General features: G+C 34.4%; 16 protein-coding genes and 1 pseudogene. 14 read left to right on the top strand and 3 right to left on the bottom strand.

The genetic code is table 11. The features are described 5' to 3' along the window. Window positions 1–14: 14 nt before the first annotated feature. The gene (locus tag WKT09_RS06050) at window positions 15–1172 is read left to right on the top strand and encodes a saccharopine dehydrogenase C-terminal domain-containing protein (RefSeq protein ID WP_340415173.1); all 1158 of its coding nucleotides are present in this window, start codon (window positions 15–17) and stop codon (window positions 1170–1172) included. A gap of 203 nt (window positions 1173–1375) precedes the next feature. Here WKT09_RS06050 and WKT09_RS06045 read toward each other — a convergent pair whose 3' ends face one another. Continuing rightward, window positions 1376–2569, bottom strand: coding sequence for an acyl-CoA dehydrogenase family protein (locus WKT09_RS06045; RefSeq protein WP_340415172.1), 1194 nt, complete (start codon window positions 2567–2569; stop codon window positions 1376–1378). A 651-nt stretch (window positions 2570–3220) separates the two neighbouring features. Here WKT09_RS06045 and WKT09_RS06040 point away from each other — a divergent pair. The 10 genes and pseudogenes from WKT09_RS06040 to WKT09_RS05995 form a co-directional block, all read left to right on the top strand. After that, window positions 3221–3592, top strand: a pseudogene (locus WKT09_RS06040) (CAP domain-containing protein); the annotation flags it as partial. A gap of 289 nt (window positions 3593–3881) precedes the next feature. Next, window positions 3882–4871 carry a signal peptide peptidase SppA gene (gene sppA, locus WKT09_RS06035; protein ID WP_340415171.1) on the top strand — a complete coding sequence of 330 codons (990 nt, stop codon included), beginning with the start codon at window positions 3882–3884 and terminating at the stop codon, window positions 4869–4871. A gap of 17 nt (window positions 4872–4888) precedes the next feature. After that, window positions 4889–5377, top strand: a complete 489-nt coding sequence (locus WKT09_RS06030; RefSeq protein ID WP_340415170.1) for an RDD family protein — start codon at window positions 4889–4891, stop codon at window positions 5375–5377. A gap of 17 nt (window positions 5378–5394) precedes the next feature. After that, complete coding sequence (locus tag WKT09_RS06025; protein WP_340415169.1) at window positions 5395–6060, top strand: SOS response-associated peptidase; 666 nt, start codon at window positions 5395–5397, stop codon at window positions 6058–6060. A 40-nt stretch (window positions 6061–6100) separates the two neighbouring features. Next, a complete protein-coding gene (locus WKT09_RS06020) occupies window positions 6101–6580 on the top strand; it encodes a low molecular weight protein-tyrosine-phosphatase (RefSeq protein ID WP_340415168.1) in 480 nt (159 codons plus the stop codon). An 11-nt stretch (window positions 6581–6591) separates the two neighbouring features. Beyond that, window positions 6592–6864, top strand: coding sequence for a YtxH domain-containing protein (locus tag WKT09_RS06015; protein WP_340415167.1), 273 nt, complete (start codon window positions 6592–6594; stop codon window positions 6862–6864). A 38-nt stretch (window positions 6865–6902) separates the two neighbouring features. Further along, complete coding sequence (locus WKT09_RS06010; RefSeq protein WP_340415166.1) at window positions 6903–7733, top strand: YihY/virulence factor BrkB family protein; 831 nt, start codon at window positions 6903–6905, stop codon at window positions 7731–7733. Between the two features lie 623 nt (window positions 7734–8356). Then, the gene (gene ahpC, locus WKT09_RS06005; protein WP_340415165.1) at window positions 8357–8926 is read left to right on the top strand and encodes an alkyl hydroperoxide reductase subunit C; all 570 of its coding nucleotides are present in this window, start codon (window positions 8357–8359) and stop codon (window positions 8924–8926) included. Window positions 8927–8938: 12 nt separating this feature from the next. After that, on the top strand, window positions 8939–10495 hold the full coding sequence (gene ahpF / locus WKT09_RS06000; protein WP_340415164.1) for an alkyl hydroperoxide reductase subunit F: 1557 nt from the start codon (window positions 8939–8941) through the stop codon (window positions 10493–10495). A gap of 222 nt (window positions 10496–10717) precedes the next feature. Beyond that, window positions 10718–10891 (top strand): hypothetical protein, encoded by a 174-nt coding sequence (locus WKT09_RS05995; RefSeq protein WP_340415163.1) that lies wholly within the window; start codon window positions 10718–10720, stop codon window positions 10889–10891. Window positions 10892–11075: 184 nt separating this feature from the next. Here the strand turns inward: WKT09_RS05995 and WKT09_RS05990 are convergent, their stop codons facing one another. Both WKT09_RS05990 and WKT09_RS05985 read right to left on the bottom strand, forming a co-directional pair. After that, entirely contained in the window at window positions 11076–11990 is a 915-nt protein-coding gene (locus WKT09_RS05990; protein ID WP_340415162.1) for an EamA family transporter, read from the bottom strand. 97 nt (window positions 11991–12087) lie between these two features. Continuing rightward, window positions 12088–13143, bottom strand: a complete 1056-nt coding sequence (locus WKT09_RS05985) for a mechanosensitive ion channel family protein (RefSeq protein WP_340415161.1) — start codon at window positions 13141–13143, stop codon at window positions 12088–12090. A gap of 171 nt (window positions 13144–13314) precedes the next feature. Here WKT09_RS05985 and WKT09_RS05980 point away from each other — a divergent pair, with 171 nt between their 5' ends. From WKT09_RS05980 to WKT09_RS05970, 3 genes are all read left to right on the top strand, one after another. Then, a complete protein-coding gene (locus WKT09_RS05980) occupies window positions 13315–14478 on the top strand; it encodes an aminotransferase class I/II-fold pyridoxal phosphate-dependent enzyme (RefSeq protein WP_340415160.1) in 1164 nt (387 codons plus the stop codon). A gap of 13 nt (window positions 14479–14491) precedes the next feature. Beyond that, complete coding sequence (locus WKT09_RS05975) at window positions 14492–14932, top strand: hypothetical protein (RefSeq protein WP_340415159.1); 441 nt, start codon at window positions 14492–14494, stop codon at window positions 14930–14932. Window positions 14933–15280: 348 nt separating this feature from the next. Further along, window positions 15281–16051, top strand: a complete 771-nt coding sequence (locus WKT09_RS05970) for an enoyl-CoA hydratase (RefSeq protein ID WP_340415158.1) — start codon at window positions 15281–15283, stop codon at window positions 16049–16051. Window positions 16052–16108: the final 57 nt, after the last annotated feature.

Raw genomic sequence — 16108 nt, 5'->3', positions numbered from 1 at the left:
AGAGGGGGGATTGTATGAAAATAGGTATTTTAGGTGCTGGATTTATGGGAAAAGAAGCTGCAATGGATGCATTAAACAGTGAAGCCGTAGAAATGGTTGGTCTTGCAGATATAGAGATGGATCATGTATATGATCTTGTAGAATTAGCACAATCAGAAAAGTTGTTCCCGTTTAAGGTCGATGCAACACATACAGAGGAATTAGAAAACTTTATGAAGCAATTTGATGTCGTTATTAATGCATTGTTTTATAGTTTTAATGAAACAGTTGCAAAAGTAGGAATCGATGTAGGTACACATGTAATCGATTTAGGAGGACATATTGGTGATGTGACAGATAATGTATTACGTCTAAATGATGAGGCAGTAGAGAAAGGGATTACGATTATTCCGGATTTAGGTGTAGCACCGGGTATGATTAATATTTTGACTGGATATGGTGCCTCCAAATTAGATAAAGTAGAAATGATTAAACTATATGTTGGGGGAATTCCGATACGACCTGAAGCACCTTTAGGTTATCATCATGTTTTTTCCATGGAAGGTTTGTTAGATCATTATACAGATCCCTCCACCATTATTCGCAATGGGAAAAGAGAAGATGTTTTGTCTTTATCTGAACCAGAAGAAATTTATTTTGAAAAGTTTGGTCCACTTGAAGCATTCCATACTTCTGGTGGTACGTCCACCTTATTAGATAGTTTTTCGAACGTCCATACATTAGAATATAAAACGATTCGCTATCCCGGTCATCGTGAAAAATTTCAATTATTTGTTGACTTACAAATGACAGATCGGTATTTGTTTGTGGAGTTAGAAGATGATCAATATGTAAAACCACGAGAAGTACTGTTGAAAGTATTAGAACCGTTTGTCGATCCGACAGATAAAGAAGATGTTGTATTATTGAAGGCCTATATAAGTGGAAAACAAGCGAATATAGATACATTATTATCGTACGAATTGATTACGTATTATGACAAAGAACGTGCACGAACAGCAATGTCACAGGTGACAGGTGCGACTGTTTCGATAGTGGCACAATTAATTGCTAACGGAACAATTACAAAACGTGGTGTAGTTCCACCAGAAAAAATTGTCCCTGGTAAACAATATATCGCCGCATTAAAAGAACGAGGTATCCATATAAAAGAACATAAAATGGCATTTTAAGGAAAGACCATGATGGAAAATTAAATAAGGTAAAAGGCGTAGATAGGCTTGAAATATATCATTCAATGCAAAATGTAAAGGAACATTTGAAAAATATATGTTTCTATCGTAGCGTTCCATTGTTACTTGTTCATTTTTCAAGCCTGTCTTTTTGATACTTTTTTTAGATTACTTTTCTTGGAATATAGTGTTGCAATCCATATTTATTCATTGTTTTCCCAAGCAGGGAGCATTCTGTTTAATGGTTTGTCCTGACGATATCCGAGCACATATTCCGCTTGCATAATGGTATGAATTTCGCGCGTTCCCTCATATATAACCGGCGCTTTTGAGTTACGTAAATATCGTTCGACAGGATATTCGTCTGAAAATCCGTATGCGCCATGAATTTGTACGGCATCGTCTGCCGCTTTATTTGCAAAATCACAAGCCTGCCATTTTGCGAGGGAAGTTTCTCGTGTATTTCTCTTACCGGCATTTTTTAATGCACCTGCTCGGTAAACGAGTAAACGACTCATTTGTAACCCAGCTTCCATATTTGCAATCATTTGTTGGACAAGTTGATGTTCACCGATCGGTTTGCCAAATGTTTTTCTTTCGTTACAATAGGCGACTGAAGCTTCTAAACAAGCCATGATTGTTCCAACAGCACCAGCTGCAACAGTGAAACGTCCGTTATCAAGTGCGGACATTGCTATTTTGAATCCTTCTCCTTCTTGACCGAGTAAGTTTTCCTTCGGTACTTTCATATCATCAAAAAATATTTCTCCTGTATTTCCAGCACGAATGCCTAATTTGCCTTTGATTGGCTTTGAAGAAAAACCTGGAAAATCTCTTTCTACGATGAAAGCAGAAATGCCGTGATGTTTTTTCGCTTTATTCGTATAGGCAAAGACGATAAAATGATCGGCAATATCTGATAAGGAGATCCATGTTTTTTGTCCGTTCAAAATATAATGATCCCCAGCATCAGACGCTGTCGCCTCCATTGCAACGACATCAGAACCAGCATTTGGCTCTGTTAAACCAAATGCACCAATCTTTTCTCCTTTTGCTTGTGGAACTAAATATTGTTGTTTTTGTGCTTCATTTCCCCATTGTAGTAATGTCATGCTATTTAATCCGGTATGTACCGATACGGCTGTTCGAAATGCATTATCTCCACGTTCTAACTCTTCGCAAACGATTGCTAATGCATTATAATCCATTCCACTTCCACCATATGCCTGAGGAATACAAACCCCCATAAAACCGCTTTTTGCTAAAGCACGCATAACTGACGGATCAAATGCACCTTCACGGTCCCATTTTGCTATATGAGGCATAATTTTTTCGTCCACAAATTGACGTGACGTTTTACGTAATAAATTTTGTTCATCCGAAAAATCAAAATGCATCATACATCCTCCTTTTCGATATCTTACTAAAGAAAAAGCCAGTTCTAGCTAACTTTGTCATCAAGTTAATCTAAAACTGGCCACATACCCTTTAAACACATGAAAGAGTTAGGGAGATTGATTATTAATTATATATTACAATATTCAGATAATTTTGTAAATAGGTTTTGTTATAAATGAGCAATAAAGATGTAACAATAGAGCTCATTTAAAAAGTTGTCAATACCATATTCAAGGTAAAAACATCCATTTTGTAAAATATTATCCAAAAAGTTGCGTCAAAAAAAGCAATATATAAAGGTTTACAGGGTTGCTTTATGTATTGGAAAAATACGGTTCTAATATAACAAAAAATAGATGCTATGATAAATGCACAAACGAAAAGGAGTGGAAGAAATGAGTAAGAAGTTTTTTATTACAATGTTTGCAATTGCGTGTGTATGGATAGGAGCAGGTGATCACGTTTTTGCATCCGCAACAATGCCTGTTGATGAACCAAATGATGTACAACAACCATCAGCTGAGCAAGATAAATTTTCATTTGATCATTGTTGGAATCAGTGGTTTCCAAATCAAGTTGAAGAAGAGGTAGAGCAAGTTCCTGAGGAGGAAGAACAGGCTACAGAAGAAACAAGTGATCAAGAAATTAATGCTTTCGAACAAGAAGTATTAACATTAACGAATGTAGAACGTGAAAAAAATGGCTTAGCTCCATTACAACTTGATGCGAAATTAAGTGAAGTTGCTCGTGAAAAATCGAATGATATGGCGAAAAATGGATACTTTGATCACCAAAGTCCAACTTATGGTTCGCCGTTTGATATGATGGAACAGTTTGGTATTACATATCGAACAGCTGGAGAAAATATTGCAATGGGTCAACGCACACCTGCAGAAGTTGTCGATGCTTGGATGAATAGTGAAGGGCACCGTGCAAACATTTTAAACGAAGATTATACACATATTGGTATTGGGTATATTGAAAATGGAAACTATTGGACACAACAATTTATCGGAAAATAATAAATAGGTAGAGACTGGGACATAACTAGTTTCTAAATAATAAAAATCGGTCATGTTTATCACGAAAAGATAAATATGACCGATTTTTATTTTATGTTCAGCATATTGTAAATTATTGTTTCGTTACTTTAAAATTATGAGAGAGTACTCTGTTTTTGTATGTGAAAATAACAAACGGCATTAGACCTTGCTACAATTTCATTTACATTTTACATGAAAATAATTGTACTTGTATTAGCTTTCATGTACGATTTTTAATAGAATAAAATTTATGGAAGGAAGTTCGCACATGAATAAAAAACGTTGGATTGCTTTAATTGTTGTAGTGTCATTATTCATCGTCTCTATTGGGGTTCAATTGAACACATCTCTTGTAAGGATGTCACAAAATGATTTGTTTTCGATGGATACTCCTACATATCAAGAAGAAATTATAGAAGATGGAGATTGGGAGGAAAGAATTGCTGTTTTACAACTAAATGGTGCAATTATGGAAGATGTTGTATCCCCATATTTTGGTCAAGGATATAGCCATCATCGTATGTTAAAAACAATTGAATTAGCAGCAGAAGATGATAGTATAAAAGCCGTTTTATTGCAAATCAATTCTCCAGGTGGAGCAGTAGGACCGACAGCAGAAATTCATGAAAGTTTACTTGCATTGCAAGAAGAATATGATAAACCATTTTACGTGACGATGGGGGAAACTGCTGCTTCTGGAGGATATTATGCAGCAGCACCAGCTGATAAAATTTACGCAACATCTAGTACGATTACAGGTTCGATTGGTGTCATTATGGAATCAATGAACTATGCTGGTTTAGCGGAGAAATATGGTATAACATTCAACACGATCAAAAGTGGAAAACATAAAGATATTATGTCCCCTTCAAGGGAGATGACGAAGGAAGAGAAAGATATTTTACAATCTATGATTGATGAAATGTACGATGAATTCGTCCAAGTTATTGTCGATGGACGTCAAATGACTGAGGAAAAAGTGCGTGAAATCGGAGATGGGCGAGTATATACAGGGAATCAAGCAAAAAAAGTTGGGCTTGTAGATGAAATAGGTACATTTAACGATGCATTGCAAGATTTAAGGGAAACGTATGAGTTAGAAAATGCACAAGTAATTCAATACAGCCAAGAAGCAAATATGTTTTCCTATTTTGTAATGGAAGCTAAAAATAAATTGCAACAAAAAGATAGTGAGTTAGCGGCGGTTATGCAATTAATTCGTCAGTCAGATAAGCCACAAGCGATGTATTTATACTAATAGAAAGGAACATGGATATGACAACATATGAGTCGTTCATGAAAGAAGATTTGGGAGGAACAAGCGAATTAAAAGAAGACAATATGCAGTATGCAGGATTTTGGTTGCGATTTTGGGCATATTTAGTCGATATGATTGTTATTATTAGTTTACAAGGGATTTTGGTAGGCTCACTGTTACCTTTAAATATCCAAGAGATATCATTATTTTCCTTATGGTCCGTTTCTATCATTGTTTCTACTATTATTTATTATGCATATTTTGTTTGTATGACGAAGTTTTTTCAAGCGACATTAGGGAAGATGGTTTTCGGTTTAAAAGTGGTCCGAAAAGACGGTGCTTCCATAGAATGGATAGATTTATTATTCCGTGAAGTTGTTGGGCGCTTTATATATAATATCGCGTTCGGATTTAAATTATTATATTTGGTTGTAGCATTTACAAAAGAAAAAACAGGAATTCATGATATGATAGGTCATACAAGGGTAATTCTTATTCGACCGTGAAAGGAGCATTGGCACATATGTGTGGACGTTATACAATTTTGCAAGATAAGCAAACCATTATAAATCGATTCCAAATTGGAACAGATATTGCAAATTTTGAAATGAGTTATAATGTAGCACCAGGTCAAAATGTGCTAGCTGTCATCCATGATGGTACAAAAAGGCGGGCAGGATATTTGAAATGGGGCTTAGTTCCATCTTGGTCAAAAGATAAAAAAATCGGCTCGAAAATGATTAATGCTCGAATGGAAACGGCTCATCAAAAGCCTAGTTTTAAACAACTTATGGCAAGGAAACGTTGTATTGTTGTTGCAGATAGTTTCTATGAGTGGCAACGAACAGACATGGAAAGAATTCCGAAACGTATTCAAGTAGATGGGGAAAATTTATTTGGTTTTGCGGCGCTTTGGGATAAATGGGAAGATGAAAATGGCCCGTTGTTTACGTGCACGCTTCTAACAAAAGAGGCGAATGAATCTATACGTCCCATTCATCATCGGATGCCAATTATTTTATCGGAAGAAGCGGAGGATATTTGGTTAAAAGATAGTTTTCGTAATGCGTTGGAAGCAAAACAATTTTTAGATGAAGTAGACGATGTTCATTTTCATTATTATACCGTAAGCGATGTTGTAAACAATGTGAAACATAATGAAAAAGCATGTATTGAACCTATTTCATAAACATTGTACAATATAAAAAACAGTATATTGGAGAGATAGTATGGTACGTGTATTATTCGTTTGTTTAGGCAATATTTGTAGGTCCCCAATGGCGGAGGCGGTTTTTCGTCATAAAGTAAAGGAAGCAGGATTGGAAAAGAAGATTGAAGTAGATTCTGCTGGGACGGCTAGTTGGCATACAGGGAAACAACCATATCATGGTACAAGGGGAAAATTAGATACGTTACACATTTCATATGATGGTATGAAAGCAAGGCAAATAAATGAAAAAGACTTCCATACATTTGACTATGTATTAGCGATGGATGAACAAAATATATTGGATATAGAAGATATGTATTCGTTCGATAAAAAGATGCTTCATTTTGGTAAATTAATGGATGTTGTAGAGAATGCAAAAGAAGTCAATGTACCAGATCCATATTACACAGGGAATTTCGATTATACATATGAACTAGTTAGTGAAGCATGTGATGCTTTATTAGAAAAAATTAAAATAGAACATAAAATACAAGGTTAGGAGACAGAGAAATGGGGAAAAGAAAACTATTAACAGGAATTATTGCAGGAGCAGCAATTGGTGGGATCGTTAGTTTATGTAATAAGGAAACACGTACATATGCAAAGGACAGTCTTGAACAATTGAAAGATAATGTAACCAACTGTGTTACAAACCCATCGGATGTAATTGACCAAATGAAAGAAACCGTACAATCTGTATCATCTTTTGTTGAAAATAATGTAGACGGTGCGGTCAATGCATTAGAACAAGTTGAATCAACTGTAAATAGATTTTTAAAATAAAGTGATAGTGTGTCGTAAATGGGAGAGAGGGAAAAAATATGCAAAAAGTCATTCGATTTTCAAAGGAAATGATACGTCGAATAGGTGAGGCAGACGTGATGGGTCTATCTGCACAATTGGCATACTTTTTCCTTTTATCTTTATTTCCGTTCTTATTATTCTTAGTGACATTATTAGGTTTTTTGCCCATTCAAGTAGATGAATTTTTAGATAGTATTGGTACATACTTGCCTGAAGAAGTAGTCGCTATGATTGAATCGAACTTAACGAACTTAGTAAATACAAGAAGTGGTGGATTATTGTCTGTCAGTATATTAGGTACAATTTGGTCTGCATCAAACGCATTTAATGCTATTGCTAAATCTTTTAATAAAGCATATCAAATTGAAGAAGAACGTTCCTTCATAAAAAACCGTTTAGTAGCTTTTCTTTTAATGTTTGTCCTGATTACGGTTGTTGCAGTTGCATTATTGTTATCGGTTTTTGGTAAATTAATTGGAGAAAAATTATTCGGTTTAATCGGATTACATAGTTTAGCAGATATATGGGATTTCGTTCGCCTTTCGACGAGTTCTTTAACGTTCTTTGTCGCATTTGTTATTTTGTATAAATTCGCACCAAACAGAAAGATAAAAGTGACTCATGTTGTCTGGGGTGCATTATTTACGACTATTTTATGGCAAATTGCCTCCTTAGGCTTCTCATTTTATGTCAATACGTTAGGAAACTATTCAGCAACATATGGAAGTTTAGGAACGGTCATTATATTGATGATTTGGTTTTATTTATCAGGAATTATCATTAATACTGGTGGCGTTTTAAATGCTTATATATTAGATATAAAAGAAAAGAAATATGAAGTAAAATAAACCGTGTGACAATGTAAGGTACAATGTATCCAATTTTGCTGAACCAACAGCTATTACTATTTAATTACACGAAGGTCGCCTTTTTTCAGTAGGTTAATCTCCTGAAAGGGGCGACTTTTTTTGGTGCATCTGTAAAATTGGATGATTATCATTTTGTTTTTACGTCTACGAAATCGTTATTATCATTGTTGTAGAAGTAATTGAGAATTAAAATGTGTATAGGATATAGGGTAAATATTAAAAAAATCGAAGTTGCTTATATTGATTTTAATATAGAATTGATTATAATAAGTAATTGTAGAGGCATAAAAGTTTGTTTTTTTAAGAGTGTTAATGTTTGTATCATATCGGATTGTTGTTTTAATCATAATTGAGAAATACGACTCATAAATGAGATTCGTAGGCAATAAAATGATCGCTGAAAATACATAGAAAACATGTATAACTGTTTCATATATGGAACATACTATAGATGATGAAAGAAATTGAACGATATGTGACAAGTTACACAAACTCTTGACAAATGTATCGAAAAGGTAGAAAATAAATATAAGATTAGAATTATTATTGATAAGGAATGAATTAGTCAATAATATTCAATATATACTTAGGAGGAATTTTTCATGTCATTAATTGGTAAGAAAATCGAAGAATTTAACGCAGAGGCATATAATCCAGCAAACGGAGAGTTTATCTCAGTATCCGATCAAGATTTACAAGAAAAGTGGAGTATCGTATGTTTTTACCCAGCTGACTTCACATTCGTTTGTCCAACTGAATTAGAAGACTTACAAAATCAATATGCAGAATTAAAAGAATTAGGAGTAGAAGTTTACTCTGTATCAACAGATACACACTTTACACATAAAGCATGGCATGACCACTCAGATGCAATTAGCAAAATTGAGTACATTATGATTGGGGACCCTTCTCAAAAAATTTCACGTAATTTTGACGTGTTAGATGAAGAAGCAGGTCTTGCACAACGTGGAACGTTCATTATCGATCCAGATGGTGTTGTACAAGCTGCAGAAATTAACGCAGACGGAATTGGACGTGACGCAAGTACTTTAGTTTCTAAAATTAAAGCTGCTCAATACGTACGTAATAACCCAGGCGAAGTTTGCCCAGCTAAATGGGAAGAAGGCGCGGAAACATTAAAACCTAGCTTAGACTTAGTAGGTAAAATTTAAGGAGTGCTTTAAATGATATTAGATGCTGATATGAAAGCACAATTAAAACAATATATGGAGCTTTTAGAAGATGATGTAACAATTAAGCTAAGTGTCGGAAATGACAAAGCTTCAGAAGATATGACATCTTTAGTAGATGAATTAGCTTCATTATCGTCTAAAATAACAATTGAACATACAGTCTTAAATCGTACACCTAGTTTCAGCATTAACCGTGGAAAAGAGGAGACTGGCGTAACTTTTGCCGGTCTACCTTTAGGCCACGAGTTCACTTCATTAGTATTAGCTTTATTACAAGTTAGTGGTAGAGCACCAAAAATTGATGAAGCTGTAGCTGAACAGGTGAAAAATTTAGATGGCACATACCATTTTGATACGTATGTAAGCTTAACATGTCAAGTATGTCCGGAAGTAGTACAAGCATTAAACATCATGACTGTATTAAATCCGAACATTACACATACAATGGTTGATGGTGCTACATTCAAACAAGAAGTAGAAGAAAAGAAAATCATGGCTGTCCCAACGGTATTCTTAAATGGTGAAGAATTCAACGGTGGACGTATTACAATTCCAGAAATTTTAGCTAAATTAGGTTCAGGACCTGATGCAAGTGAATTTGCTAATAAAGACCCATTTGATGTATTAGTTGTTGGAGGAGGCCCTGGTGGGGCAACAGCAGGAATTTATGCTGCACGAAAAGGAATCCGTACTGGAATTGTTGCAGAACGATTCGGTGGACAAATTTTAGATACAGCTACTATCGAAAACTTTATAAGTGTGAACCGTATTGAAGGTCCACAATTAGCAGCAAACCTAGAATCGCATGTAAAAGATTATGACATTGATGTGATGGATTTACAACGTGCAAAAAGTTTACAAGTAAATGATTATGTAGAATTAGAACTAGAAAATGGCGCAACATTAAAAAGTAAAGCAGTTGTTTTATCAACAGGAGCAAGTTGGCGTAAAGTAGGAGTTCCTGGTGAAGAGGAATTCCGTAATAAAGGTGTTGCATACTGTCCACATTGTGATGGTCCATTATTTGAAGGTAAGCGTGTTGCAGTAATCGGTGGAGGAAACTCTGGAATTGAAGCTGCTATCGACTTATCAGGTATCGTAGAACATGTAACAGTTATAGAGTTTGGTGAGGAGTTAAGAGCGGATTCTGTTTTACAAGACCGTCTTCATCGTTTACCAAATGTAACAGTTATTACACAAGCACAAACGACTGAAATTACAGGTACAGATGTTGTAGATGGAATTACTTATATTGATCGAGCAACAGAGGAAGAAAAACATATTGAATTAGAAGGTGTTTTTGTTCAAATTGGATTAGTACCAAACACTGCTTGGCTCGGTGACTTAGTGGAAAAAAATAAAATGGGTGAAATCATCGTAGATAAGTACGGAGCGACAAATGTTCCAGGTGTTTACGCATCAGGAGACTGTACAGATTCTGCTTATAACCAAATTATTATTTCAATGGGTGCATCAGCAACAGCATCATTAAGTGCGTACGATTACGTCGTAAAAAATGCAGAGAAATTTGCAAAAGTAAAAGCATAATAAAATGAGCTTATCCACCGTTGGATAAGCTCATTTTTTATGTATTTGAAAATGTTTCCTATCGTAATAAGATAAAGTTGGTTTCCCTACCACGATATCTAAAGAGAGAGTCCATCCTAATGCAGGATAAGAATAGACACAGTGGTGATGTACGTACTCTGCTAAAACTAAGTGTATCTCCATTTATGGGATGAAATCGTTATGCAATTTTAAAGTATAAATATGGAAACTTGGAAGTTGCAAGAATATGGCCCAAAGTTGCAAGAATCCAACCCGGAGTTGCAAGAATATGGCCCAAAGTTGCAAGAATCCAACCCGAAGTTGCAAGAATATGGCCCAAAGTTGCAAGAATACAATCCAAAGTTGCAAGAATCGATGCGAGCATGTGGTGCATAAAAGAGCCCATTCAGTGAGCTTTTTAGACTGAGACCGGTCACAAAGGTTTTATGCTGCAGAGCAAACGACCAGTTCACACAAGTAGATAAACAACTGAAATATATGTAATAGTTTTGAATGGAGGATAAAAGAAAAATCTTAACGTACAGATTGATATGTACGTTAAGATTTGTGTATACAAATGCTATTCAGCAAGTCCTTCTGATAAGCCTAATAAAATAATTCCGAACATCACGACCCCAATCATAACGTATTGGCGGGTGGATAAAACTTCTTTAAGGAAAATTCTTGATAAAATTACAGAAAATATTCCGTGTGCTGCAATAAGTGGTGCAGCGATTATCGCATTTCCTGCAATGGCAAATACATAGAAAAATTGCCCAGTTGTTTCTAAAATCGCGGCTGTTCCTCGATCTTTTTCTTTAAATAAGGAATATTTCTCTTTTTTTATAAAACGTACATATATAAATGAGAGTACGGCGACGATAAAAAACGTATATTCATACGCAACTAATGCATTATCCTCAGGGATTAATGCTAGTTCATCCAAATAGATACCATCCAAAAATGTACCAATTCCATCAATTAACGCATATAAAATCGGAAATGTAATCGCTAAAAAACTTAATTGGTATTTAGGATCAATTATTTCATTTTGTCTTTTTAATGCATATGTTTCTGCTTGTTTTTCATAAACAGCTAATGTAATAACGCCGATTGTAACAATAATAATTCCGGCAATATCTATCATACTCATTTCGCGTGGAAAGAAAATATATAATAAAATTGCACTTACTGCTCCAGCTGAGTTTTGAACTGGTGCTGCAATCGATAATTCGATGTACCGTAATCCAATATATCCGATTGTCATCGATAAAATATACATAAATGATACTGGAAAATAACGAACCATGTCAAAAGGGTCAAAAGCAATATCTTTTATAAGCATATATGCGGTTGCATGAATTCCCATAACAAATCCAACCATAATGACAATTTTTAAATGTGTGTACTTTTCTTCAACATTCGATCCTTTTTTATAAAATAAATTGGCTGCACCCCAAGCAATTGCTGTAATGATAGCAAATATAAACCACATGAAACATAAAACCTCCATATTATTATTATTAATCCTTACATATCGTACCATAAAATAAGAAAAAGCGATAAAGATATAAATTCTTTATCGCCTTTTTCTATTCTTGTTCTGTTTGAAAATTACGCATTGGTGTAGCGATTTCTGCTCCTTCTTCTTTTAATATGTTTAAAATACGAAGGTTTAATTGTTCACGCGTATTAATATATGGATCATAATCAGTGGAAGCGGTGAAGAAATTTAACATAATTTCAATTCCTTGATCTGTTAAATTATTCACTTTCACATAAATTGTCTCTTGATGTACCTCTGGATGGGTGCGAATAGCTTCATCGATTTTTGTAACAGCATTTTCTACGATGGTTGTTGGAGTATCGTACATAAGCATAAACGAAAATGTGATTTGACGTTTCCCCATTTTACTCCAATTCGTAATGGGCTCATTTGCAAGTGTAGCATTTGGAACTGTTACAAGCGCTTGTGAAAAAGTTCTTACTCTTGTACTGCGAAACGATATATCCTCCACCGTTCCATCTACACTAGGTGTTGTAATCCAATCATTTATTGTAAAAGGTTTTTCCGTAATAATAATAATTCCACCAAATAAATTTGCGATAGCATCTTGTGCAGCTAATGAAAAAGCAAGTCCACCTAGCCCTAATCCAGTTAAAAAGCCTCCGACTTGATAGTTGAACTCTTGCAAAATAACACTAATACTAATTGCGATAATGATTACTTGTAACGAACGTGATAAAAATGGAATTAAAATATCATCCAGTTTAATATTCGTTTTTTCATTAATAAAACGAAACATCTGTGAAGAACTAGAAGCTAAATTCAATAATCCCCACGTAATTAAAAAAATTACAAAAACACGTAATAATTTATACATCGGTTCATCAATCGCATGATAATGTGGATAATATTGAATGGAAACATATAATCCTAATGCGATGAAAAACCACTGTAATGGTCGTTCAAAAGCAGCTAAAATATTTGGAAATAGTGCTGTTTTCCCTTTATGACCAATTTTAAGTAAAAATTTAAATATATATTTTGTGAAAATTTTTCGGAACAAAATAAATAATAGGAAAATCCCGATGGTAATCCCGATTGTTTTCAAATGTTCTAATGAAATTAAATAATCCCAAGTCATGTTTCAATCTCCTAAAATAAGTTTTCTTTAACGTATCATATAATGGCTGTTTTCGTCTACTTTCAAAAATATTTCCCAGGAAATATGCTGTGTGAAGATGATTTATTTGTAAATAAAATTTTCATGGTAGAATAGAAGAGGAGATTGTTATAAAAGGGGATGGAAATCAAGATGATTCAGCATTCGAAAAAAATGGATAATTTTTCACCAGCAATTTTTGGAGATTTAAAAAAAGCGGCAAATGAAAAGGCAGAAACTGGTGTGAAAATAATTGATTTAAGTTTAGGAAGCCCAGATCTTCCACCAAATGAAAAAATACGAAAAACATTATCTGATACAAGTTTACAAGAAAATATGTATGGATACACATTAACCGGAATTAAATCTTTTAATGAGGCTGTTAGCGATTATTATAAACGTAGAGTAAATGTCGATATAGATGCAGAGACAGAAGTTTTACAAACGATGGGATCACAAGAAGGTCTCGTGCATTTACCGATTGCATTTTGCAATGAAGGGGATATTGTTTTAACGACAAATCCAGCATATGTTGCATACGATGCTGGCATAAAATTAGCAGGTGCAGAACCATACTATATGCCACTGAAGAAGGAAAATAATTATTTACCTAATTTAAAAGATGTTCCTGAAGAGATATTGCAAAAGGCTAAATTACTTATTTTGAATTTACCGGGTAATCCTGTTCCAGCAATGCCAAATGACCGTTTTTTTAAAGAAGTGATTGAAATATGTACTACATATAATATTTTAGTTCTACATGACGCGGCATATTCGGAATATTATTTTGAAGGGAACCAACCATCAAGCTTCCTTTCAATAGATGGAGCAAAAGATGTTGGACTTGAAATTAATTCTTTATCCAAAAGCTTTAGCTTAGCTGGTGCAAGGATTGCATATTTTGTAGGGAATAAAGATGCAATCACCGTATTAAAACAATTAAAATCTAATTTAGATTATGGGATTTTTGCACCGATTCAAAAAGCGGCAGTGACTGCTTTAGAGAATGCAGAAGAAATTACGGACCAATTAAGAATTGTTTTCAAGGAACGCCATCAAATCATGATGGAAGGGTTACGAAAGATTGGCTGGGAAGTTGCTCCTTCTACAGGTGGCATGTTTATCTGGGCTAAATATCCTTATGATATGAGCTCCATTGATTTTTCCTTTAAATTAATCGAACAAGTAGGTATTGTTACGGTTCCAGGTACTTCCTTTGGAACAGAAGGAGAAGGTTATGTACGAATTGCTTTAGTACAGGACGCGGAGACATTACAAGATGCTATAGAGCGTTTAGCAACTTTAACATTCGAATAAAAGGAGCAAGTAGATGAAAAAAGGAATTTTAATACTAACGGTTCTATGTATGATGTTAATTGGTTGTCAATCAGATCATGACGCATACGATGTCGACGGATTTTCAGCGGTGAAAGAATATGTTGATACAATCATTCCACTTATCGATAAGGCGTTGGATTCAATGGAGGAAACAGATGTACAAGAAATAACTAAAACTAATGAACAGTTATTTATATTTGGAGAAGGAACGAAGTATGATAAGGCGGAAATGGCGAATTGGACGATTGAATTAGGTTTAGAAGAAGGTGAATGGGTCATAGAGGGAGAGGAACTATTTGAACAACTAATGGCAGTGTATCAAACAACAAATGCATTTATAAATGAATTTGAAGAACAGAGTAAAGTATCTGAAGAAACGGTAAAGGCATTGCAACAAGAACGAACAGCACTGGCAGAAATGTTTCGACAGTAAATAGTATTTTAGGAACTTAGGACATAGTAAGCGTTAATACAACATGCAAATAATGATGAAAAAGGTATGGTTTATCTTTCTGAACGTGAACGAATTATTTAGTATGCCTTTATTTATATGTTGTAGATGTTTACGAACTAATGTCCTGAGTTCTTTTTAATGAAAAATAGTTTGAATTTTTTGTAAATGGGTATATGTTCTTATAGAATCAAATAAGATTGGAGGTTGGATATAGTCCATACTAAACATGCTTGAATTATAAAAAATCACACTATATGATTTTTAGGGAAAATAGGTTATAATACACATAATGAATGACTATTCATAAATGATATAGGAGTGATTTTAATGAAAAAGGTACAGTTAATTCGTGAAAGTGGCGTTTCCATTATTCAATTAAATAGGCCGGAAACATACAATGCTTTAGATATTGAAGCATTAGAACAGTTAGAAGCGATTATCAAGGAAGTAAAAAACAATGAAGACAAAATTGTCATTATTACAGGAGAAGGAAAGGCGTTTTGTGCGGGTGGCGATGTAAGTATGATGGCAACATTAAAAGACGTTGATTTATTTGACGATTTAATGAATGCGATTACAAATATTGTAACGACACTATATTTCATGCCAAAAATAGTTATTTCCGCAGTGAACGGTTCTGCAGCAGGACTTGGTATGAGCCTTGCGTTAAACGCTGATTATGTTGTTGCAAATAAAGAAGCTAAATTTGGTATGTTGTTTGGAGGAATTGGACTTATTCCAGACGGAGGAGCTCATTTTTTCTTACAACAGAGAGTAGGTACCGAAAAAGCAAAACAATTCATATGGAGTTTAGAACAGATGAATGCGGAAGAAGCGAAACAAGCCGGATATGTAGATGTTTTATCAGAAGAGGATGCTTTTGTAGCAGCAAAAATATTGGCAAGTAAACTTTCACAAGGGCCAATCCAAGCATTTTTACAAACGAAAGAAATTTTACATACACAAAATAAACAACAATTAGAAGAAATATTACTATTGGAAAAAGAGGGACAATTGAAAGCATCACAATCAAAAGATCATCGAGAGGGAGTTCGGGCATTTTTAGAAAAGCGAAAACCTCAATTCCAAGGAAAATAAAACATCTTCTACGGTATATTTGGCAATTCTTTCACAAACTCTTCATAAAACTGATAT

It is taken from the genome of Pseudogracilibacillus sp. ICA-222130 (assembly GCF_037892545.1).
GTDB lineage: Bacteria > Bacillota > Bacilli > Bacillales > Amphibacillaceae > Pseudogracilibacillus.
Note: the sequence above shows the minus strand (reverse complement) of the source record. Positions and strands in the feature narration are given on the sequence as shown.

Coding starts and splice junctions, on each gene's coding strand:
- WKT09_RS06025 (WP_340415169.1), top strand. CDS start 5,395: ATGTGTGGACGTTATACAATTTTGCAAGATAAGCAAACCATTATAAAT.
- WKT09_RS05985 (WP_340415161.1), bottom strand. CDS start 13,143: ATGACTTGGGATTATTTAATTTCATTAGAACATTTGAAAACAATCGGG.
- WKT09_RS06020 (WP_340415168.1), top strand. CDS start 6,101: ATGGTACGTGTATTATTCGTTTGTTTAGGCAATATTTGTAGGTCCCCA.
- WKT09_RS05995 (WP_340415163.1), top strand. CDS start 10,718: ATGGAAACTTGGAAGTTGCAAGAATATGGCCCAAAGTTGCAAGAATCC.
- WKT09_RS06045 (WP_340415172.1), bottom strand. CDS start 2,569: ATGCATTTTGATTTTTCGGATGAACAAAATTTATTACGTAAAACGTCA.
- WKT09_RS05980 (WP_340415160.1), top strand. CDS start 13,315: ATGATTCAGCATTCGAAAAAAATGGATAATTTTTCACCAGCAATTTTT.
- ahpC (WP_340415165.1), top strand. CDS start 8,357: ATGTCATTAATTGGTAAGAAAATCGAAGAATTTAACGCAGAGGCATAT.
- WKT09_RS06050 (WP_340415173.1), top strand. CDS start 15: ATGAAAATAGGTATTTTAGGTGCTGGATTTATGGGAAAAGAAGCTGCA.
- WKT09_RS06030 (WP_340415170.1), top strand. CDS start 4,889: ATGACAACATATGAGTCGTTCATGAAAGAAGATTTGGGAGGAACAAGC.
- WKT09_RS05975 (WP_340415159.1), top strand. CDS start 14,492: ATGAAAAAAGGAATTTTAATACTAACGGTTCTATGTATGATGTTAATT.
- ahpF (WP_340415164.1), top strand. CDS start 8,939: ATGATATTAGATGCTGATATGAAAGCACAATTAAAACAATATATGGAG.
- WKT09_RS05990 (WP_340415162.1), bottom strand. CDS start 11,990: ATGTGGTTTATATTTGCTATCATTACAGCAATTGCTTGGGGTGCAGCC.
- sppA (WP_340415171.1), top strand. CDS start 3,882: ATGAATAAAAAACGTTGGATTGCTTTAATTGTTGTAGTGTCATTATTC.
- WKT09_RS06010 (WP_340415166.1), top strand. CDS start 6,903: ATGCAAAAAGTCATTCGATTTTCAAAGGAAATGATACGTCGAATAGGT.
- WKT09_RS06015 (WP_340415167.1), top strand. CDS start 6,592: ATGGGGAAAAGAAAACTATTAACAGGAATTATTGCAGGAGCAGCAATT.
- WKT09_RS05970 (WP_340415158.1), top strand. CDS start 15,281: ATGAAAAAGGTACAGTTAATTCGTGAAAGTGGCGTTTCCATTATTCAA.